Genomic DNA, 19,829 nt, shown 5'->3' on the forward strand with positions numbered 1-19,829 from the left:
GATGCTAACGCCGGCGAGACGACCGGGTGACGGGCGTCACGACCGCTGAGTAGGTTGGCGCCATGCCGAACCTCTCCTCGCTGCTCGAAGACTCCGCCGCCCAGTACGCCGACCGGGAGGCCGTCGTCCTGGGCGACACCCGGCTGACCTACGCGCAGGTCAACGGCGCGGCCAACCAGGTGGCCAACCTGCTCGTCTCTCGCGGCATCCGCCCCGGCGACAAGGTCGCACTGAGCTGCCCCAACCTGCCCTACTTCCCGATCGTCTACTACGGGATCCTCAAGGCGGGGGCGACCGTGGTGCCGCTCAACGTGCTGCTGAAGGGCCGCGAGGTGGCCTACCACCTCGCCGACTCGGACGCGAAGGCCTACTTCTGCTTCCAGGGCACCGACGAGCTGCCGATCGGGCAGGCGGGGTTCGAGGGCTTCGAGGCCACCGAGGGCTGCGAGCACTTCGTCATGATCACCGTCGACCCGACGGCGGCCTCGCCGATCGAGGGCACGGAGACGCTGGGCCAGGCGCTGGCCGGCCAGTCGCCGGCGTTCGACACCGTGGCCGTGGACGACGACGACACCGCCGTCATCCTCTACACCTCCGGCACCACCGGCCAGCCCAAGGGCGCCGAGCTGCGGCACCGCAACATGCACTCCAACGCGATCGCCGGCAAGGACCTCTTCGGCGCCGACGCCGCCCGCCCGGACACCTACCTGTGCGTGCTGCCGCTCTTCCACTCCTTCGGCCAGACCGTCATCCAGAACGGCGGCTTCGCCTACGGCGGCACCGTGGTGATGCTGCCGCGCTTCGACGCCGACGCGGCGCTCAAGACGATGGCCAAGGAGAAGGTCACGTTCTTCGCCGGCGTCCCGACGATGTACTGGGGGCTCCTCGGCGCGCTGCCCGACTCCGGGGTCGACGTCCAGGCCCTGGCCGCCGACCTGCGGGTCGCCGCCGCCGGCGGCTCGGCCCTGCCGGTCGAGGTGCACAAGGACTTCGAGAAGAAGTTCGGCGTGACCATCCTCGAGGGCTACGGCCTGTCCGAGACGTCCCCGGTCGCCAGCTTCTCGCCGTACGGCCAGGAGGTCCGCGTGGGGTCGATCGGCATCCCGATCCCCGGCGTCGAGATGAAGCTGATCAACCCCGAGCCGGGCAGCTGGGACGACGCCGAGGGCGACGTGGGCGAGATCGCCATCAAGGGCCCCAACATCATGAAGGGCTACTACGACCGCCCCGACGCCACCGCCGACGCGATCCACGACGGCTGGTTCCGCTCCGGCGACCTGGCCCGCAAGGACGAGGACGGCTACTACTACATCGTCGACCGCTCCAAGGACATGATCATCCGCGGCGGCTACAACGTGTACCCGCGCGAGGTCGAGGAGGTGCTGATGACGCACCCCGCGGTCAGCCTCGCCGCGGTGATCGGCGTCCCGCACGAGAGCCACGGCGAGGAGATCAAGGCCGTGGTCATCCCCGAGAAGGGCGTCGACGTCACCTCGGACGAGCTCGTCGAGTGGGGCAAGGAGCAGATGGCGGGCTACAAGTACCCGCGCATCGTCGAGCTCGTCGACGCGCTCCCGATGACCGCCACCGGCAAGATCCTCAAGCGCGAGCTGAAGTGAGGCGCGCGGTCGGCATCCCCCTGGGCGTGGTGATGGTGGTCTTCGGGACCCTCTTCACCCTCCAGGGGCTCGGGTACGTCGGCGGCTCGGCCATGACGGGCTCCTCCTTCTGGGCGATCGCGGGGCCGATCATCGCCGGCCTCGGCGTCGCGCTGCTCCTCGTCTCGCTGCGGCGTACCTGACGCGTCCGTCCCGGACGCCGCACCTGGGGGCGTCCGTCCCGGACGCGATGTGCCGCCCCGGTGGCACGCCGATAGGATCGGGGCGCACCCCGCCGCCGTCCCAGGAGCGTCCCGTGGCCCGTTACGTGGTCGATGTCATGCCCAAGCCCGAGATCCTCGACCCGCAGGGCAAGGCCGTCCTCGGCGCCCTGCCGCGGCTCGGGTTCGCCGGCGTCACCGAGGTCCGCCAGGGCAAGCGCTTCGAGCTCGAGATCGAGGGCGAGGCCTCCGAGGCCTCGCTCGCCGAGGTCATCCAGATGGCCGAGACGCTGCTGTCCAACCCGGTGATCGAGGACTTCGAGGTCCACGTCGAGGGCGACGACGCCGCGGGCGGGAAGCACAAGGCATGAGGAACACCCCACGAAACTGCTCGCTGCGCTCGCACTTCCGCGGGGACCCCGCATGAGAATCGGCGTCGTCACCTTCCCGGGCTCGCTCGACGACGTCGACGCGCAGCGCGCGGTGCGCTTCGGCGGCCACGAGGCGGTGGCGCTGTGGCACGGCGACCACGACCTGCGCGGCGTCGACGCCGTGGTGCTGCCCGGCGGCTTCTCGTACGGCGACTACCTGCGCTGCGGGGCCATCTCCCGCTTCGCGCCGGTGATGACCGAGGTCGTCGAGGCCGCCGGCAAGGGGATGCCGGTGCTCGGCATCTGCAACGGCTTCCAGATCCTGTGCGAGTCGCACCTGCTCCCCGGCGCGCTGATCCGCAACGACCACCGCACGTTCGTGTGCCGCGACCAGCGCCTGCGCATCGAGAACAACCGGACCGCGTGGACCTCGGCGTACGACGAGAACGCGGAGGTCACCATCGTGCTCAAGAACGGCGAGGGTGGCTTCGTCGCCGACGAGGCGACCCTCGACCGACTCGAGGGCGAGGGCCGTGTCGTGGCGCGCTACCTCGACGGCAACCCCAACGGCTCGCTGCGTGACATCGCCGGCATCACCAACGAGCGCGGCAACGTGGTCGGCCTGATGCCCCACCCCGAGCACGCCGTCGAGGACCTCTGCGGTCCTGGCACCGACGGACTGGGCTTCTTCACCTCGCTCGCCGCGGCGACCTTCGCATGACCGCCCCGACGAGCGGCGTGTCCCCGCGCCGCCTGTTCCGCACGCTCGCGACCGCCGAGGCGATCACCTGGGCGCTGCTGCTGACCGGGATGTTCCTCAAGTACGTCACCGAGACGACCGAGCTGGGCGTCCAGGTCTTCGGCATGGTCCACGGCGTCGTGTTCATCGCCTACGGCCTGGCCACCGTGCTCGTGGCGGTCGACCAGCGCTGGTCGGTCGGCCGGCTCGTGATGGGGCTCGCCGCCGCGGTCCCGCCGTTCGCGACGCTGCCCTTCGAGCGGTACGCCGACCGGCGCGGGCTGCTCGGCGACGCCTGGCTCTCGCGGCCCGACAGCCCCTCCGCCGCGCAGCGCGCCGTGTCGTGGTTGCTCGAGCACCAGCGCCGGGCGGTCGGCATCGGGGTGGTGGCCGTGCTGGCGCTCACCGGCCTGGCCCTGCTCGTCGGCCCGCCGGCCTGACCCGCGCGTCCACCGACGGAGCGCGGTCGTGCGGGACGGGGCAGCCGTGCAGCTCACCTACCCGTTCACCGGGCGGTGGCTCGTGCAGAACAGCCCCGCCGACCGGGTGCCCAGCCACCGCACCCACCTGTTCGCCACGACGTACTCGATCGACTTCGTGCCGGTCGACGCGCGGGGTCGCTCGGCCCCGCTGCGGCTCGCGTCGCTGCTCGTCCCTGAGCCGCCGCAGCGGTTCACCGGCTTCGGGCGCCCGGTCCTCGCGCCGGCGCCCGGGACCGTCCTGGCCGCCCATGACGGCGAGGAGGACCACGACGCCCAACGGGGCCTCCCGTCCGTGGCCTACGCCGTCACCCAGCGCCGCCGGCTCCGCGGCGGGTGGGCGGGCCTGGCCGGCAACCACGTCGTGATCGAGGTGGCGCCCGGCGTGCTGGTGGCCCTGTGCCACCTGCGACGGGGCACCGTCGCGGTCACGCCCGGTCAGCACGTCGACGTCGGCGCGCTCCTGGGCGGGTGCGGCAACTCGGGCAACAGCACCGAGCCGCACCTGCACGTGCAGGCCTTCGACGGGATGGACGTCGCCACGGCCACGGGGCTGCCCGTGGCCTTCGACGGGGCGCTGCCCCGCAACGGCCACATCGTCGAGCTCCCCTGACCTGCGGCGCGCTGCCCTGGCGGACCGTCCCGGCTCCTTTTGCCCCAGTGGGGAACGAGATCGGCCGTGGCAGACGCCGTCAGGCCGGTCTGGTTCCCCGGACGCCGTACGTGAACGCGTTCGCGACGCCGACAGGCCGGCTCGGTGAGCGGTCCGCTGCCCGCCCGTGCCTCAGAAGCGACCCTTCGCCAGCTTCTGCCACGTGGGTGCGTCCGTCGTGCCCGTGGCCGTGACCTTGACCCGCGCCTGGTAGGCGAGCAGCGCGGTCCGGGTGGCCTCGTCGAAGGTCCCGGTCACCGCGACCCGCTGCCGGGCCGCGGTCAGTGCCCGCTGGACCCGCGATACGGCGGGACCGGTGGCGCCGACGGCCAGCACCGGCCGATCCTGGCCGGCGAGGAGCGCGACCCAGTTCTTGCGCCGCCAGGTGCGCGTGGGCGTGAAGCCGCGCGACTTCATCCACGCGCCGGCTGCGCGCCGGGTCGCGCGGTCGTAGACGCCGTCCAGCTTTCCGACGTACCGCTTCTTCTCCTTGAGCAGGCACTGCAGGGCGAGGGTGCGGGCGCGGCTGGCTGCGCGCGGCTTCAGCGTGTAGTACGCCGGGAAGTCGACGCGGGTGCCGCCGCAGTGGGTCTCGGGAGCCGGTGCCGGTGCCGGCGCGGGCGCGGGTGCGGGGGCAGGGGCGGCCGGCGGGGTGCCGGTCCCGCTGAGCTCGAGGTAGTTGCTGTCGATGTTGATGGTGACGCCGCCCCAGGTCTCGTTGTGCCCGCCGCGGTACTGCTTCATCCGGCCGCCGGGTCGCCAGCCGTCCTCGCCGATGTAGCTGGTCGAGGTGTTCGCGACTCCGTCCCAGCGGGCGATCCAGATGCGGTCCGGCAGGGCGAACTGGCCGGGGCGCTTGAGACGGGCGTCGTCGAGCATCTTGATGCCCGAGCTCGCGCTGGAGTAGAACCCGGCGACGTAGCCGAGCTCCTTGATCCGGGTCACCCAGGCGCTGGTGAACGCCAGGGCCGACTCGCGGCAGCTCGTGTTGGTGAGGTCGAAGGCCTCGAGGTCGTACCACAGGGTGCTGCCGGCGCCGATGCCCAGCGCCGCGGCGTCCGCCGCGTTCTTGTCGGCCTCGACCACGCCCTGGGCGCGGGCCGCGGCATAGCCCCCCGCGGACCTGGGGTCGATCTTGAAGTCGTCGTTGTAGCGGGGGAAGCGGTCGAGGCAGGAGGCCTGCGGGCCCAGCGCGATCGGCAGGAGCCGCCAGCCGCGGGCCACCTGCGTCGCCACCCAGGTGGGGGAGAGGTTGGGCTGGGTGCGGCAGGCCCGGGAGTCGCCGGAGATGTAGATCCCCACGGCGCGGAACGGCGAGTGCGTGATCCACGCGTCCATCGCGGCCTGCGTCGGCGCGACGCACTGGTCGAAGCCGTGGCCGGTGAAGTCGCCGGGCGTCGCGGCGGCGATCTGGGCCGCCTTGGCGAGCCGGGCGTTCGGGGCGGCCGGGTCGGACACGGCGGGTGCCGGGGCGGCGACCAGCGTGCCGACGAGGACGACGGCGGTGCTCAGGGCGGCGGTGACGAGCTGGCTGGTACGGCGGCGCACGGGGACTCCCACGACTCGGTGACGGGCCGTCTCCGGGGCGACGGCAGGCCACTGTAATCACACCTGTCACACCCGTCACAGGGGTTCGCGCGAACTACAACGCAGTAGTTCGACCGGGCACTTCCTGGCGTGTGAGACCCGCCGACCGGGCACTTCCTGACGGGTGAGACCCGCCGACCGGGCACTTCCTGACGGGTGAGACCCGCCGACCGGGCACTTCCTGGCGTGTGAGACCTGTCGACCGGGCACTTCCTGGCCGGTGAACGGTCAGGAAGTGCCCGCTCGGCGCCCAGCAGCGGTCAGGAAGTGCCCGCTCGGCGCCCAGCAGCGGCCAGGAAGTGCCCGCTCGTCAGACGTCGCGCCAGGCGTCGAGGTCGTTGCCCTTCTCGAGCTCCGCGTCGACGAGGTCCTCCCAGGCCAGCGCGATGTCCTCGCCGTGCTCCTCGACGAGGGCCGTGAGGTGCGACTGCATCAGGTGCGCGTGCGGTGAGCGCCCCTCGAAGACTGCCTCCCAGGTGTCCTCACCGTCGCGCACCTTCTCGGCCAGTGTCTGCATCTCCTTGCCGAGGGCGCCCGAGGACGCCTGGTCCTCCAGCGCCCTGCGCTCCTCGTCGGTGAGCAGCGGCTGCGCGCGCAGGGCGTCGAGGCTCTCCTGGAGGTCGGCGCGACTGGACTCGAAGTCGGCGTGCGCGGCCGCGATGCGCTCGAGGAGCCTGGCCTCCTGCGCATCGGTCGGTCCGGCGGGCTCCGCGGGGGCGGCGTGCCCCTCGATCACGATCCCACCGTCCGCGCGGTCGAGCCGACCACCGGGGTCTGCGGCAGGCGCATCGCGGTGGGCGCGGTGCGGGAGACGGACACGGACCCGGCGTCGGCCGACGGGAGCGCGTCCTTGTCGAAGACGCCCTTGACCTGCTCGATGTAGTCGGTGACCGACTCGAGGATCGCAAAGAACTTCTTGAGGACGGTGAACGCCTTCATCAGGGCCTGGAACGCCTGGTAGACGGCCTGGACGACCCGGGCCCAGCCCACGCCAGGGATGCTCATCGTCGCCAGTGCCGAGGACACCGTCCGAACTGCCGAGGTGATGCACTCGACGACCGACGTGGCGGTCTCCCACGCGTTGCGGCACACGGTCACGAGGTTCTGGCCGACCTGCACCAGGCGCCCGGCCTGGGCGTCGAGTGCCGATGTCCACGTGCCGATGGAGGCGAGCGCGGCGTCGGCCGCCGAACCGGTCCAGGACCTGGCGACCGTGCGGCTGCCGGCCTCCAGGTTGGCCGTGACGCCGCGGATCGCCGTACCGAGGCCGGAGCAGGCGGAGCCCTGGGTCGAGGCGCCGACGACGTCGCCCCCGACCTGCTCGGCGAGCTCGGCCCGGACGTCGAAGCCGGTCAGCATCCGCACCAGGTCGCAGACGGTGTCGTAGGGAAAGCCGAACGAGACATGCGGCAGCTCACCCTCGGTGGGCCTGGCGGCCGGCACGGTGGTGTCCACCACGTCGGAGAAGCCGCGTACGCCGTCGCGACCGTCCACGCCACGACCCTGGTGCAGTGCGACCACCGAGTCCTCGGTGTCGGCGAAGTCGCGCGAGGCCACCTGCAGTGCCCGGGCGTGCTCGCGCACGCCGGAGCCGTCCTGGGTGAGGGTCTGGTTGACCTGCGAGGTGAGGGCGTTGAAGGAGCCGGTCATCAGCGCCAGGATCGGGCCGAAGTCCGCGTGCACCAGGTGGCGGGAGGCGTTGGCGCCGATGGCCTCGAGGTCGCGCCCGGCGCGGTCCACCATCTCGGCCCACCCGTCGAGCTGGGACAGGTCGACGGTCATTGCGGTGGTCATGGGGCCTCCCGGTGTCCTGGTGCGTGCCGCGGCGTCGTGGTGGGTGAGCACCGCGTTCCCTCGTGGGCGGCTCCTCAAACCCGCCGCCCGGGTGCGCCAGGTTTGACGTGGGGGGAGCGGGGTAGTGCACCCGGGTCATCGTCGTCGTACCGAGGACCTCGCATGAAGGTTGATCCCGCAGAGCTGGTGGGCCTTGCCCGTCAGTCCGAGGAGACCGCGGCCGACCTGCGCGAGCGGTGGTCGGCCGCAGCCCGGGGTCGCGCGGTCCCGAGCCCGGCGTGGGGCGACCAGACCTCGGCCGCACAGCTCTCCGCGGCGTACGACCAGGCGACCACCGCGGCCGGCTCGGCGCTGGCGGCCCTCGTCGCCGCCCTCCAGCTCGGTGCCGACGCCCTGGTCGAGGCGGCCGAGGACGTCACGACGGCCGACGAGTCGTCCGCCCAGCTGCTCCGCGTCCCGGGTGGGCACGGTCGGGGGAGGTCCTGATGCCCGCCAACCCGTGGCAGCTGCGCTGCGACACCGCCCCCCTCGCCGTCGCGTCCGCCGCGTGGCTGGAGCTGGCCGACGTCATGACGTCCGCCGCCGACGACCTGGTCCGCGCCTCGCGCAGAGTGCGCGACCACGGCTGGGAGTCCGGCTCCGCAGACGTGTACGACGGACACCGCAGGCAGGTGGTCGGCGGCCTCGACACGGTGGCGGAGGCAGCCCGGGAGATCAGCCGCGTGCTGGCCGACGTCGCCGGCACGCTGTCGAGCTCGCAGCGCCGGTTGGACCGCGAGTGGTCGGTCGTCGCGGCCGTCCCGCACGCCACGCTCGGCACCGAGGGAGTGCTGGTCTTCCACGAGGACTCCGACGACCAGCGCGGCCAGGTCCAGCGGGCGACCCGGACCGCCCAGGCCATCCGGTCCGAGCTCGACGCCTCCATCGAGGGCCTCTCCGGTCGGCTCCGGGCCGCGCACGTCGAGCTGCAGCGGGCCGCCGACGCGGCCATCGCCGGCTCCACGGGCAGCAGCGCCCGCGGCGGCATCGCGGCCATCGCCGAGCTGGTCCGCGCAATGACCGCCCAGGACGTCCGCCAGGGAACGGGCGACGGCTCCGTCACCAACGTGTCCGGTGGCCTCGACTACGGTACGGCGTACGCACCCGGGCTCGTCCCCACCTCCTTCACCGCGCCCACGCTGTCGGGCCTCTCCACGGGCACCTCGGGCGTCGACGGCATGCTCGCGGGCGGGCTCGCGGCGGGCCTGGGGCTGCGCCGTCGCCGCGACGGTCGCGTCGAGCCGGCCCACCCGGCGATGTCACCGGGGATGACGACCGGCCGCGGCGGCCAGGGGGCCGCCCGCGGTGGCACCCGCGGCGGGACCCCGACCCGAGCAGGGGCCGTCCGACCGGGTGCCGCCGGGTCGCGCTCCACCACGCCGACCGAGACCGACGCCGAGCGCGACGCCCGCCTGCTCCGGGAGAAGTCCGAGGCCAAGGCGGCCAAGAAGCTCGTCGTGCAGGAGAGGCAGGCCGCCCGGGCCGCGCGCCGCGCCGAGCAGCGCAGGACCCGGGACACCGGGGGCGAGGGCCCGGAGGACGCCACCGACTGACCGACGGCCCAGTCGGTGGCGGCGGGCCGGTAGATTGGCGTCCGTGCCCGAGACCCAGCAGGCCCCCCGCACCAGCACCCTCGACACCGTCGCCGTCGCGTCCGGCGACCCCGGGCGCGAGCAGCCGTGGGCCGACCTCGGACTGAAGTCCGACGAGTACGCCAGGATCCGCGAGATCCTCGGCCGCCGACCCACGAGCAGCGAGCTGGCGATGTACTCGGTGATGTGGAGCGAGCACTGCTCCTACAAGTCCTCCAAGGTGCACCTCAAGCAGTTCTCCGAGATCCCCCAGACGACCCCCGTCGGCAAGATGCTGGCGGGCATCGGCGAGAACGCCGGCGTCCTCGACATCGGCCAGGGCTACGCCGTGACGTTCAAGGTCGAGTCGCACAACCACCCGTCGTACGTCGAGCCCTACCAGGGCGCCGCGACCGGCGTCGGCGGCATCGTGCGCGACATCCTGGCCATGGGTGCGCGCCCGGTCGCCGTGATGGACCCGTTGCGCTTCGGTCCGCTCGACGCCCCCGACACCCACCGGGTGCTGCCCGGGATCGTGGCCGGCGTCGGCGGCTACGGCAACTGCCTCGGGCTGCCCAACATCGGCGGCGAGGCGGTCTTCGACAGCAGCTACCTCGGCAACCCGCTCGTCAATGCGCTCTGCGTGGGCGTGCTTCGGCACGAGGACCTGCACCTGGCCAAGGCGTCCGGCGTCGGCAACCAGGTCATCCTGTACGGCGCCCGCACCGGCGGCGACGGCATCGGCGGCGTCTCGGTGCTCGCGTCCGAGACCTTCGACGCGGACGGCCCGGCCAAGCGCCCCAGCGTCCAGGTCGGCGACCCGTTCATGGAGAAGCTGCTCATCGAGTGCACCCTGGAGATCTTCGCCGCCGGCCTCGTCGCCGGCATCCAGGACCTCGGCGGCGCCGGGCTCTCCTGCGCCACCTCCGAGCTCGCCTCCGCCGGCGACGGCGGCATGCAGGTCGAGCTCGACCGGGTGCCGCTGCGCGACTCCACGCTCGCTCCCGAGGAGATCCTCATGAGCGAGTCGCAGGAGCGGATGATGGCCGTCGTCGAGCCCGGCGACGTCAACGCGTTCATGGCGATCTGCGCCAAGTGGGACGTCGAGGCCGTCGTGGTCGGCGAGGTCACCGACACCGGTCGCCTCCAGATCGACTGGCACGGCGAGCGCGTCGTCGACGTACCGCCGCGCTCGGTCGCCCACGACGGACCGACCTACGAGCGTCCCTTCGCCCGGCCCACGTGGCAGGACGCCTTGCAGGCCGACCGGGCCGAGGCGCTGGCCCGTCCCGGGTCGGGCGGCGAGCTCCGCGAGACCCTGCTGCGCCTGGTCGCCAGCCCCAACCTGTGCGACAAGTCGTGGATCACCGACCAGTACGACCGCTACGTGCGCGGCAACACCGTCCTCGCCCAGCCCGCCGACAGCGGCATGGTGCGCGTCGACGACGAGACCAACCTCGGTGTCTCGGTCGCCACCGACTGCAACGGCCGCTTCGCCAAGCTCGACCCGTACACCGGCGCCCAGCTCGCGCTGGCCGAGTCCTACCGCAACGTGGCCACCGGTGGCGCCCGGCCGCTGGCGATCTCGGACTGCCTCAACTTCGGCTCGCCGGAGGACCCCGACGTGATGTGGCAGTTCGCCGAGGCCTGTCGCGGGCTCAAGGACGGCTGCCTCGAGCTCGGCATCCCGGTCACCGGCGGCAACGTCAGCCTCTACAACCAGACCGGCGAGACCGCGATCCTGCCCACCCCGGTGGTGGCGGTGCTCGGCGTGATCGACGACGTCACCAAGCGGACGCCGTCCCACTTCCAGGCCGCGGGCGAGCGCGTCTTCCTCCTGGGCGAGACCCGCGAGGAGCTCTCCGGCTCGGAGTGGGCGCACGTCGTCCACGGGCACCTCGGCGGACTGCCGCCGCGGGTCGACCTCGCGGCCGAGCAGGCCCTCGGTGCGCTGCTCGCCGACGCGTCGCGCGATGAAGTTGTCACCAGTGCCCATGACCTGTCCGACGGTGGACTGGCGCAGGCCCTGGCGGAGGCCTCCTTCCGCAACGGGGTCGGGGTCTCGGTCTCGGTGGCCGACGTGGCCGGCGGGGACGGGTTCGTCGCCCTCTTCGCCGAGTCCGCTGCACGCGCCATCGTGACGGTGACCACCGACAACGCCGACCGCCTCGTCGCCCTCGCCGAGCGCCACGGCGTACCCCTCACGCCCCTCGGGCAGACCGGCGGCGACACGCTCTCGGTCGAGGGGCACTTCGAGGTGCCGGTCGCCGAGCTCCGTGCCGCCTGGAGCGCCACGCTGCCGGCCGCGCTGGCCTGACTCCGCCCCCCCCGTGACCGCATGGGGAACGAGACCGGCTTCGGAGGCCCGCTCAGGGCCGATCCGGTTCCCCACGTGACCGTTTGGGGAACGAGACCGGCCCTGGTGCCGTGATCCCGGCCGATCTGGTTCCCCAACGGCCGCCGACGCCCGAGGCCCCGCGTCGACAGCCCGCGGTCAACGAGGGCGCGGGCCCTCAGGCGGCCGGGACGACCGGAGCGGGCTCGCGCGCGGCGAGCTCCGCCTGCCACACGGCGGGGCGGGGCACCGAGCGGACGCTGCGGCTCAGCGTCGGCACCAGGGCCGCCAGCGCGCCGGCCCCGACCAGCGCTGCGACGGCCCCGCCGCCCCCGAGCGAAGAGAGCAGCACCCCGGCGAGCACGGGGGCCAGCGGCATCACCGACATCGACACGAAGCTCATCGTCGCCTGCGAGCGCCCGAGGAGCTCGCGCGGCGTGACGGCCACCCGGTAGGCGCCGATCCCCGCGTTGCCGGCCGGGTTGAGGAAGATCCCCACCGACAGGGCGAGCGCGACGACCGCCGGGTGGTTCCAGAAGACCAGCGGCACCATCAGGGGCACGAAGCTCCACGCCACCAGCACGGTCAGGCGACCGGTCGCGAAGCGGTCGATGAGCCACGGCGCGACCAGTGCGCCCAGGATCCCGAACACGCCCGCGGCCGTCTCGACGAGGCCGAGCGCCAGTGGGTCGACGCCGGACTCGATGAGCCGCAGCACGGCCACGAAGAAGACCGCGTTGACGGTCAGGTTGGCCAGGGGCGACCAGCACAGCAGGGTCCTCAGGAGCGGCTCGGAGAGCAGGAAGCGGATGCCCTCCTTGAGCTCCTGCACCGGCCGCTTCGCGGGGCCCGAGCGCGCCGGCGCGGAGAGGTCGGCGCGGATCCGACCGAGCAGCAGCCAGCTGGCGGCGTACGTCAGGGCGTCGAAGCAGAACGGCACCCACCGCGTCACGGCGTACAGCGCCGCCCCCAGCGGCCCGCCGACGAGGCCGGCGACGTGCTGGCGGGCCTGCTGCTGGGAGAGCGCGGTGGGCAGGTCCTCGTCCGGTACGACGGCGCGCACGGCCGACATCTCGGCCGGGGCGAAGAGCCCGGCGCACGCGCCCGTCAGGAATGCGACGACCAGCAGGTGCGGGACGGTGAGCGCGTCCGCCACGCCGGCGGCGACCAGCGAGGCGTAGAGCAGCACGCCGGCGCCGCTGGCCGCCCGCATGAGCCTCAGCCGGTGGACACGGTCGGCCAGGACCCCGGCCGGCAGCAGCATCCCGACGAGGCCGAGCAGGTGCAGTGCCTCCGCCGCGGCCGCGAGGAGCGCCGACCCGGTGAGCGCGTAGGCGAGCAGCGGGAAGACGAACATGCTCACCCGGCTGCCGAGCTCGCTGAGCGTCTGGCCGACCCAGAGGGCGGTGAAGTCGTGGTTGCGCGCGAGCTGGCGGTAGCTGGTCATATCCGCACCATAAGGTGCGCAATAACAGTTGCGCAATAGTGCGTGCGCAAATCGGATAGGGTGTCCGCATGGCAGAGCCGCAGCGCGTCAACGACCCGCGGGTGCTGCGTGCGCTCGCCCACCCCGCCCGGACGCGCATCCTCGACGAGATCGAGGCGTCGGGCCCGGTCCGTGCCGCCGACGTGGCCCGCGAGCTGGGGATCCCGGCCAACCAGGCGAGCTTCCACCTGCGCCAGCTCGCGAAGTACGGCCTCGTGGAGGAGGCCCCCGAGGAGGGCCGCGACAAGCGCGACCGCGTCTGGCGGGCCTCGTCGCGCTCGGCGATGGCGGTCAACCTGACCGAGCTCGAGGGAGCGCCGGGCGGGAGGGCCGCGGTCCGGGTCTTCCGTGACAACAAGCAGGCCTGGGGCCACCACGTCGTCGACCGCGCCTTCGCCACCGACCACCCGAAGGGGAGCGGGGTGTTCACCGCCTCCGACCACGCCCTCAAGCTCACCGACGAGGAGGCCCACCAGCTCCGCCAGGAGATCGACGACCTCGTCGATACCTGGGCCGAGCGCACCCGCGGGCGTGACCCCGACCGGCGCACCTATCTCGTGTTCCAGCTGGTCCAGCCCTACCCCGAGGCCTGAGCGGTGCCCCCTCGCCCCAGCCGGCGGGCGTTGCTCGCCGGCACCGCCCTCGTGCCGCTCGCGGTCGCCTGCGGCCGTCCCGACCGTCCCAGCCCCACCGACTCCCAGGAGCAGCCGATGACCGAGCGCCTCACCTACGGGGACGACCCCTCCCAGTGGGCGGACCTGCACCGTCCCGGGGCCGACAGCCGCGGAGTCGTCGTGATCATCCACGGCGGCTTCTGGAAGGCGGAGTACGACGCGTCGCTGGGCGAGCCGCTGGCTGCCGACCTCACGCGACAGGGGTGGACGACCCTCAACGTGGAGTACCGCCGCGTCGGCAACGGCGGCGGCTTCCCCGAGACCTTCGACGACGTGCACGACGCCATCGAGTCCCTCGCGGGCACGGACGTCGACACCTCGATCCTCGTCACCCTCGGCCACTCCGCCGGCGGGCACCTCGCCACCTGGGCGGCAGCGCGGGAGCGGTTCGAGCCCTGGCCGACCCGGGTGCCGGTCACCCACGTGGTCTCGCAGGCCGGCGTCGTCGACCTCTCTGCGGCCTACGACCAGCAGCTCGGCGGCGGCGCCGTCGAGGCGCTGATGGGCAGTGCGCCGGACAGCCCCGACTACGAGCTGGCCGACCCGATGCGCCACGTCCCCCTCGACGTGCCCGCCTGGCTGGTGCACGCCGCTGACGACCCGGTCGTGCCGATCAGCCAGTCCGAGGACTACGTCGCGGCCGCCTTGCGTGCGGGGGCGGAGGCCGAGCTGGTCGAGGTCGAGGGCGGCCACTTCGGGGTGATCGACGTCGAGGCGCCGGCCTGGGCCGACATCGTGGCCGTGCTGGACGAGATCGCCTGACCCGCGGGGGATAGCCTCCCGGTGTGCCTGCCCGTCTCCGCGTCGCCGCCCCCGCCGACGTGGCGGCGGCCCTCGCCTCGCGCTCGCCCGCCGACGACCGCCTGCTCGTCAAGCACTTCCTCGCCGTGCTCGCCGAGCGCGCCCCCGGCAACTCCGTCGAGGTGCGCGTGCCGCCCGTCGCCGCCGCCCAGGTCATCCCCGGCGTCCGGCACACCCGCGGAACGCCGCCGGCCGTGGTCGAGACCGACCCGCAGACCTGGATCGCCGTCGCCCGGGGCGAACTCGCCTGGCACGAGGCGGTCGCCAGCGGGCGGGTCGTCGCCAGCGGCGAGCGCACCGACCTCACGCCGTACCTCCCCCTCACCACGACCACGATCGAGGACTGAATGGACATCCGCTCCCTCGGCTTCCGCACCGACCTGCGCCTGCTGGAGATGACCGGCAGCGAGATCGAGGACCGCGGCACCCACCTCGTCATTCGCACGCCCGCCAACCCGACCTACTTCTGGGGCAACTTCCTGCTGCTGCGCGAGCTGCCGTTCCTCGGCGGCGAGCGCGAGGTGATCGGCGCGTTCCACACCGAGTTCCCGCTCGCCGAGCACGTGTCCATCGGCGTCGACGGCACCAAGGACCTCACCGAGGCGCTGCAGCCCTTCGTGGCGGCCGGCATGGAGGTCGACAGCGGGACCGTGCTGACCACCGGCACCCTGGTTACGCCGCGACCGGTGCCCGAGGGCGTCGTGGTCCGCCATCTCGAGAGCGACGACGACTGGGAGGGGCGGGCGCGGCTCAGCCACCACCTGTGGTCGCAGACCGACGAGGCGACGTTCATGACCTACGCGCGCCGCAAGAACGACCAGGAGCGGGGTCTCGTCGCCCGCGGGCTCGGGCGTCGGTACGGCGCGTTCGTGGGCGACGAGCTGGTCAGCACCGCGGCGGTCTTCGTCACCCACGCGGGCATCGCGCGCTACCAGAGTGTCGAGACCCACCCCGACCACCGGCGCCAGGGCCTGGCCGCCGCGGTGGTGCACGCGGCCGGCGAGCACGCGCTGGCGACGTACGGCATCGAGGTGCTGGTGATCGCCGCCGACACCGACGGTGACGCCATCCGGATCTACCGCAGCCTCGGCTTCACCGACGTCGAGCGGCACAACACCCTGGAGCGGCGGCCGGGCTCCTGGGCCTGATCCCCGCACCGCGGTGCGTCCCACTAGGGTGCGAGGCATGACGATCGACATCCGCGCCCGACTCGCCGAGGTGCTCCCCGGCATCCGCCAGGACCTCGAGGACCTGGTCCGCATCCAGTCCGTCAGCGCCGACCCTGCCCGCGCCGGCGAGGTCGAGCGCAGCGCCGAGGCCACGCGGGACCTCTTCGCCGCCGAGGGCTTCGAGGCCGAGATCGTCCGGGCGTACGACGGCGCCCCGCCCGCCGTGATCGCCAAGAAGGCCGGTCCCGAGGGGGCGCCCACGGTGCTGCTCTACGCCCACCACGACGTCCAGCCCGAGAACGACCACGCCGACTGGGACTCCCCGCCGTGGGAGCCCACCGAGCGAGGGGACCGTCTCTACGGACGCGGCGCCGCCGACGACAAGGCCGGCATCGCCGCCCACCTCGGCGCGGTCCGTATCTTCGGCGACGAGCTCCCGGTCAACCTGGTGATGTTCATCGAGGGCGAGGAGGAGGTCGGCTCCGACACCCTCGTCGAGCTGCTCAACACCTACAAGTCCCGCCTCGAGGCGGACGTCATCGTGATCGCCGACTCCGGCAACTGGGACATCGGCGAGCCCGCCCTCACCACCAGCCTGCGCGGCCTCGTCCGCATGGACGTCGAGGTTCGCACCCTGACCCACGCCGTCCACTCCGGCATGTGGGGCGGCCTCGTCCCCGACTCGATCATGGCCCTCAGCCGCCTCATCGCCAGCCTCAACGACGACGCCGGCAACGTGGCCGTCGAGGGGCTGTTCGCCGGTCCGGCCGCCGACGTGGAGTACCCCGAGGACCGGCTCCGCGCCGAGTCCGGCGCCGCGCCCGGCATCGAGTGGATCGGCGAGGGCAGTGTCGTCGAGCGGCTCTGGACCAAGCCGTCGATCAGCATCACCGGACTCGACGCCCCCAAGGTCGAGGGCGCCTCCAACACCCTGGTCCCCGCCGCCCGCTGCCGCATCAGCATGCGCATCGCCCCCGGCGACACGACCGCGAACGCGGTCGAGTGCCTCCAGCGCCACCTCGAGAAGCACGTCCCCTGGGGCGCCACGCTGCAGACCACCGTCGTCGACACCGGCGAGGCCACCCAGATCGACGCCACCGGCCCGGCGTACGACGCCGCCCGCAACGCGTTCGCCGAAGCCTGGGACGGCACGGCGCCCGTCGACATGGGTGTCGGCGGCTCGATCCCGTTCATCGCCGAGTTCCTCGAGGCGTTCCCGCAGGCCAGCGTGCTGGTCACCGGCGTCGAGGACCCGGACACCCGCGCCCACGGGGCCAACGAGGGCCTGCACCTCGCCGAGTTCGAGAAGGTCGTGCTCGCCGAGGCGTTCCTGCTGCGCAACCTCGGGGCCTGATCTCGTCCTTGGAAAGTGACAGTGCTGCTGTCATAGTGGGCGGCGGTCCTGGGAGGGACCTCCGCCCCGGGAGGCTGCCGGGGCTGCACCGGATCGGGTGATCCCCCGCGATGAACACTCCGCACCCTGCCGCCACACCGCCCACCCCGCCCGCCCTCGGCCGTCGTTCGTTCCTCGGCTACGTCCTGGCCGGTACGACGCTCGTCGCGGCCGCCGACCTCGGCCTGGGCGAGGCGCCGCCCGCGCGCGCCGAGATCCCCACGCCCCCGCAGGTCCCCGAGCTGTACGACCTCAACGACCTGCTCACCGACGCGGCGCGGCCCACGGCCAACCTGATCACGGTGGTCATCCGCGAGGACGGCACCGCGACCTTCGCCCTCCCGCGGATGGAGGTCGGCCAGGGCATCACCACCTCGACGGCGATGCTGATCGCCGAGGAGCTCGACCTGCCGCTGGAGAAGGTGGAGGTCACGCTTGCGCCGGCGCGCCCCGAGCTCCTGTTCAACCAGCTGACCGGTGGCTCCAACACCACCATCTCCACCTACACCCCGATCCGCGTGGCCGCCGCCGTCGCGCGCGCCGCACTGCTCGACGCGGCAGCGATCGTGCTCGGCGACACCGTCGCCGCCCTGGTCGCCAAGGGTGGCGTGATCACCGCCCCGGACGGCTCGTCGGTGACGTACGGCGAGCTGGCCGGCCGGGCGGCCAGCACCACCTCCCGTGCGGTCGAGGTCCAGCTGAAGGGCGAGGCCGACTTCTCCGTCGTCGGCACCCCCACCAACCGCGTCGACGCCCTGGCGGCCGTGACCGGGCAGAAGGACTTCACCACCGACCTGCAGGTCGAGGGCGCCCTCCCGACCATGGTCTGCCGGGCCCCCACGCTCAACGGGACGCCCGTGCGCATCCGCAACAAGGGAGCCGTCCGCCGGATGCCGGGCGTGACCCACGTCCAGCAGGTGAGCTTCGGCGTCGCCGTGCGCGCCAGGACCTTCGGCCAGTGCATCGACGCCGTGCGGGCCCTCGACGTCGAGTGGCGCGACGGACCCGTCGCGGGGGAGAGCGACGCGACGATCCTGCGCCGGCTGCGGTCGGCCCAGCTGCCGATGCCCGCCCTGCCGGACACCCCGCTCGCGCAGACCATCAAGGGCGACTTCACGTTCTACTTCCGCAGCAACTCCGCGATGGACACCAACAGCGCGATCGCCGACGTGCGGGCCGACCGGGCGACCATCTGGGCGGGCCTCAAGTCGCCCGTGGTGGCGCAGGAGCGGATCGCCGAGAAGCTGGGGATGTCCGTCGACCAGGTGGAGGTCAACGTGGTCACTGCCGGCGGCTCCTTCGGGCGCCGGCTGTTCTTCGACGCCGCGCTCGAGGCCGCCGAGATCTCCCAGGCGATGGGCAGGCCGGTCAAGCTCATGTGGCACCGGGCCGACGACGCGCGCGTCGGACGCGGGCACCCGATGGGCACCTGCCGGGTCCAGGCCACGGTCGCCGGCCAGGAGGTGCTCGCCTTCAACCAGTCGCTCACGTGCGTGGAGACCGACTTCCGCCACGGGCTCGGCGAGATCATCACCGCCAAGGCGGCCGACCTGCCCGCCGGGCTGGGCAACCTCGGCTTCGCCGAGACGATCTTCGCCCTCACCCAGGAGGTGCCCTACGACTTCGGCGCGGTGACCCAGACCCTCGTCGAGACCGACGGCCGCTTCAACACCGGGTCGATGCGCAACATCTACTCACCCGACGTCCGCGTCGCCAGCGAGCTCGTCGTCGACCAGATCGCCGCGAGGATGGGGCTCGACCCCTACGAGTTCCGCCGCAGGTTCCAGCGCAACGAGCGCCTGCTCGCCGTGCTCGACAAGGTCGCCGAGGTGGGCGAGTGGGGCAAGCGGATGCCGGCCGGCACGGCGCAGGGCATCGCGATCCACAAGGAGTACAAGGGCGTCTCGGCCTGCCTGGTCGAGATCGACTGCCGCCCCGCGACGACGGGTCGCAGGATCCGCGAGGCGGTCACCGGGCCGCGGGTCACCAGGGTGACGTACGCCGTCGACGTCGGCCTCGTGATCAACCCGCGCGGCCTCGAGGCCCAGATGCAGGGCGGGATCAACGACGGCATCGCGCTGGCACTGACCTCGAGCCTGCACCTGCGCGACGGCCACTTCCTCGAGGCCAGCTGGGACAACTACTTCTACACGCGCCAGTGGAACACCCCGCCGGCCGTCGAGGTGGTCGTGATGCCGTCCACGGAGAAGCAGCCCGGCGGCGCCGGCGAGGCGGGGGTCGCTGCGACCTTCGCAGCGGTCGCCTGCGCCTACGCCCGTGCGACCGGCACCGTCCCGACGTACTTCCCGATCAACCACAAGGAGCTCTCCTTCGAGCCCAAGCCCTACGTCCCGCCGATCCCGCAGTCGCCCCGCAACGGCCTCGACCTGACCTCCTGAGGAGACCCACATGCCCCGCCAGACCTTCATCCTCAACGGCAAGACCGTGACCGTGGACGTCGCCGACGACGTCCGGCTCCTGTGGGTGCTCCGCGACCGCCTCGGCGTGACCGGCCCCAAGTACGGCTGCGGCATCAACGTCTGCAAGGCCTGCACGTCGCACATCAACGGCAAGGCCTTCAACCCCTGCGCGGTCCCCGTCGGCAAGCTGAAGCCGGACGACGAGATCACCACGATCGAGGGGCTGCCGAAGCAGGTCGCGAAGAAGAAGCGCGGCGAGCACGGCCTGCACCCCATGCAGGAGGCGTGGCTCGACCGGGACGTGCCGCAGTGCGGCTACTGCCAGCCCGGCCAGATCATGGCCGCGGTGGCGCTCGCTGCGAAGGTGCGGCGCGAGGGTCGTGAGATCACCGAGGCCGACCTCGACACCATCCGCAACATCTGCCGCTGCGGCACCTACACCCGCATCCGCGAGGCCATCGTGGACGGGGCCGAGCGGATGTGAGTCCGGGGCCCGTAGA

The 19,829-nt window shown here is 72.8% G+C and carries 20 protein-coding genes; 16 read left to right on the forward strand and 4 right to left on the reverse strand.

The features are described 5' to 3' along the window. Positions 1–62: 62 nt before the first annotated feature. The 6 genes from ASG94_RS12555 to ASG94_RS12580 all read left to right on the forward strand — a co-directional run bounded on the left by ASG94_RS12555 (position 63) and on the right by ASG94_RS12580 (position 4,021). Positions 63–1,619 (forward strand): long-chain-fatty-acid--CoA ligase, encoded by a 1,557-nt coding sequence (locus ASG94_RS12555; protein WP_056926789.1) that lies wholly within the window; start codon positions 63–65, stop codon positions 1,617–1,619. Continuing rightward, complete coding sequence (locus ASG94_RS12560; protein ID WP_056926790.1) at positions 1,616–1,801, forward strand: hypothetical protein; 186 nt, start codon at positions 1,616–1,618, stop codon at positions 1,799–1,801. The genes ASG94_RS12555 and ASG94_RS12560 overlap by 4 nt, the downstream gene beginning before the upstream one ends. 113 nt (positions 1,802–1,914) lie before the next feature. After that, positions 1,915–2,190, forward strand: coding sequence for a phosphoribosylformylglycinamidine synthase subunit PurS (gene purS, locus ASG94_RS12565; protein WP_056926791.1), 276 nt, complete (start codon positions 1,915–1,917; stop codon positions 2,188–2,190). Positions 2,191–2,242: 52 nt separating this feature from the next. Further along, positions 2,243–2,911, forward strand: coding sequence for a phosphoribosylformylglycinamidine synthase subunit PurQ (gene purQ / locus ASG94_RS12570; protein WP_056926792.1), 669 nt, complete (start codon positions 2,243–2,245; stop codon positions 2,909–2,911). Continuing rightward, entirely contained in the window at positions 2,908–3,369 is a 462-nt protein-coding gene (locus ASG94_RS12575; protein WP_235537259.1) for a DUF3817 domain-containing protein, read from the forward strand. Before purQ ends, ASG94_RS12575 begins: the two co-directional genes overlap by 4 nt. Positions 3,370–3,415: 46 nt before the next feature. After that, on the forward strand, positions 3,416–4,021 hold the full coding sequence (locus tag ASG94_RS12580; protein ID WP_235537260.1) for a M23 family metallopeptidase: 606 nt from the start codon (positions 3,416–3,418) through the stop codon (positions 4,019–4,021). 171 nt (positions 4,022–4,192) lie between these two features. Here ASG94_RS12580 and ASG94_RS12585 read toward each other — a convergent pair whose 3' ends face one another. The 3 genes from ASG94_RS12585 to ASG94_RS12595 form a co-directional block, all read right to left on the reverse strand. Then, entirely contained in the window at positions 4,193–5,608 is a 1,416-nt protein-coding gene (locus ASG94_RS12585) for a glycoside hydrolase domain-containing protein (RefSeq protein ID WP_056926794.1), read from the reverse strand. 349 nt (positions 5,609–5,957) lie between these two features. Further along, on the reverse strand, positions 5,958–6,383 hold the full coding sequence (locus ASG94_RS12590; protein WP_056926795.1) for a hypothetical protein: 426 nt from the start codon (positions 6,381–6,383) through the stop codon (positions 5,958–5,960). Continuing rightward, positions 6,380–7,441: a hypothetical protein gene (locus ASG94_RS12595; protein WP_156411568.1), complete on the reverse strand. Its 1,062-nt coding sequence runs from the start codon at positions 7,439–7,441 to the stop codon at positions 6,380–6,382. The genes ASG94_RS12590 and ASG94_RS12595 overlap by 4 nt, the downstream gene beginning before the upstream one ends. 162 nt (positions 7,442–7,603) lie before the next feature. On the opposite strand from ASG94_RS12595, the gene ASG94_RS12600 reads away from it, so the two are divergent. From ASG94_RS12600 to purL, 3 genes are read left to right on the forward strand one after another with little or no spacing between them, the layout of a single operon-like run. Next, the gene (locus ASG94_RS12600) at positions 7,604–7,927 is read left to right on the forward strand and encodes a hypothetical protein (protein ID WP_156411569.1); all 324 of its coding nucleotides are present in this window, start codon (positions 7,604–7,606) and stop codon (positions 7,925–7,927) included. Then, on the forward strand, positions 7,927–9,033 hold the full coding sequence (locus ASG94_RS12605; RefSeq protein WP_056926798.1) for a hypothetical protein: 1,107 nt from the start codon (positions 7,927–7,929) through the stop codon (positions 9,031–9,033). The genes ASG94_RS12600 and ASG94_RS12605 overlap by 1 nt, the downstream gene beginning before the upstream one ends. 43 nt (positions 9,034–9,076) lie before the next feature. Further along, entirely contained in the window at positions 9,077–11,368 is a 2,292-nt protein-coding gene (gene purL / locus ASG94_RS12610) for a phosphoribosylformylglycinamidine synthase subunit PurL (RefSeq protein ID WP_056926799.1), read from the forward strand. 196 nt (positions 11,369–11,564) lie between these two features. On the opposite strand, the gene ASG94_RS12615 is transcribed toward purL, so the two are convergent. Next, positions 11,565–12,833, reverse strand: a complete 1,269-nt coding sequence (locus ASG94_RS12615; protein WP_056926800.1) for an MFS transporter — start codon at positions 12,831–12,833, stop codon at positions 11,565–11,567. Between the two features lie 68 nt (positions 12,834–12,901). Here ASG94_RS12615 and ASG94_RS12620 point away from each other — a divergent pair, with 68 nt between their 5' ends. From ASG94_RS12620 to ASG94_RS12650, 7 genes are all read left to right on the forward strand, one after another. Then, complete coding sequence (locus ASG94_RS12620; RefSeq protein WP_056926801.1) at positions 12,902–13,465, forward strand: winged helix-turn-helix domain-containing protein; 564 nt, start codon at positions 12,902–12,904, stop codon at positions 13,463–13,465. 3 nt (positions 13,466–13,468) lie between these two features. Then, the gene (locus ASG94_RS12625) at positions 13,469–14,308 is read left to right on the forward strand and encodes an alpha/beta hydrolase family protein (protein WP_056926802.1); all 840 of its coding nucleotides are present in this window, start codon (positions 13,469–13,471) and stop codon (positions 14,306–14,308) included. Between the two features lie 23 nt (positions 14,309–14,331). Next, a complete protein-coding gene (locus tag ASG94_RS12630; RefSeq protein WP_056926803.1) occupies positions 14,332–14,694 on the forward strand; it encodes a sterol carrier family protein in 363 nt (120 codons plus the stop codon). Further along, entirely contained in the window at positions 14,695–15,495 is an 801-nt protein-coding gene (locus ASG94_RS12635; RefSeq protein ID WP_056926804.1) for a GNAT family N-acetyltransferase, read from the forward strand. It abuts the gene before it with no gap. A gap of 37 nt (positions 15,496–15,532) precedes the next feature. Further along, on the forward strand, positions 15,533–16,870 hold the full coding sequence (locus ASG94_RS12640) for a dipeptidase (protein WP_056926805.1): 1,338 nt from the start codon (positions 15,533–15,535) through the stop codon (positions 16,868–16,870). Positions 16,871–16,980: 110 nt separating this feature from the next. Beyond that, entirely contained in the window at positions 16,981–19,308 is a 2,328-nt protein-coding gene (locus tag ASG94_RS12645) for a molybdopterin cofactor-binding domain-containing protein (RefSeq protein ID WP_056926806.1), read from the forward strand. Positions 19,309–19,318: 10 nt separating this feature from the next. Continuing rightward, positions 19,319–19,813, forward strand: a complete 495-nt coding sequence (locus ASG94_RS12650) for a (2Fe-2S)-binding protein (RefSeq protein ID WP_056926807.1) — start codon at positions 19,319–19,321, stop codon at positions 19,811–19,813. Positions 19,814–19,829 lie beyond the last annotated feature (16 nt).

The sequence above is a fragment of the Nocardioides sp. Soil805 genome, assembly GCF_001429625.1.
Lineage (GTDB): Bacteria > Actinomycetota > Actinomycetes > Propionibacteriales > Nocardioidaceae > Nocardioides.

Coding starts and splice junctions, on each gene's coding strand:
- ASG94_RS12555 (WP_056926789.1), top strand. CDS start 63: ATGCCGAACCTCTCCTCGCTGCTCGAAGACTCCGCCGCCCAGTACGCC.
- purQ (WP_056926792.1), top strand. CDS start 2,243: ATGAGAATCGGCGTCGTCACCTTCCCGGGCTCGCTCGACGACGTCGAC.
- ASG94_RS12575 (WP_235537259.1), top strand. CDS start 2,908: ATGACCGCCCCGACGAGCGGCGTGTCCCCGCGCCGCCTGTTCCGCACG.
- ASG94_RS12595 (WP_156411568.1), bottom strand. CDS start 7,441: ATGACCACCGCAATGACCGTCGACCTGTCCCAGCTCGACGGGTGGGCC.
- ASG94_RS12600 (WP_156411569.1), top strand. CDS start 7,604: ATGAAGGTTGATCCCGCAGAGCTGGTGGGCCTTGCCCGTCAGTCCGAG.
- ASG94_RS12605 (WP_056926798.1), top strand. CDS start 7,927: ATGCCCGCCAACCCGTGGCAGCTGCGCTGCGACACCGCCCCCCTCGCC.
- ASG94_RS12615 (WP_056926800.1), bottom strand. CDS start 12,833: ATGACCAGCTACCGCCAGCTCGCGCGCAACCACGACTTCACCGCCCTC.
- ASG94_RS12620 (WP_056926801.1), top strand. CDS start 12,902: ATGGCAGAGCCGCAGCGCGTCAACGACCCGCGGGTGCTGCGTGCGCTC.
- ASG94_RS12635 (WP_056926804.1), top strand. CDS start 14,695: ATGGACATCCGCTCCCTCGGCTTCCGCACCGACCTGCGCCTGCTGGAG.
- ASG94_RS12640 (WP_056926805.1), top strand. CDS start 15,533: ATGACGATCGACATCCGCGCCCGACTCGCCGAGGTGCTCCCCGGCATC.
- ASG94_RS12645 (WP_056926806.1), top strand. CDS start 16,981: ATGAACACTCCGCACCCTGCCGCCACACCGCCCACCCCGCCCGCCCTC.
- ASG94_RS12650 (WP_056926807.1), top strand. CDS start 19,319: ATGCCCCGCCAGACCTTCATCCTCAACGGCAAGACCGTGACCGTGGAC.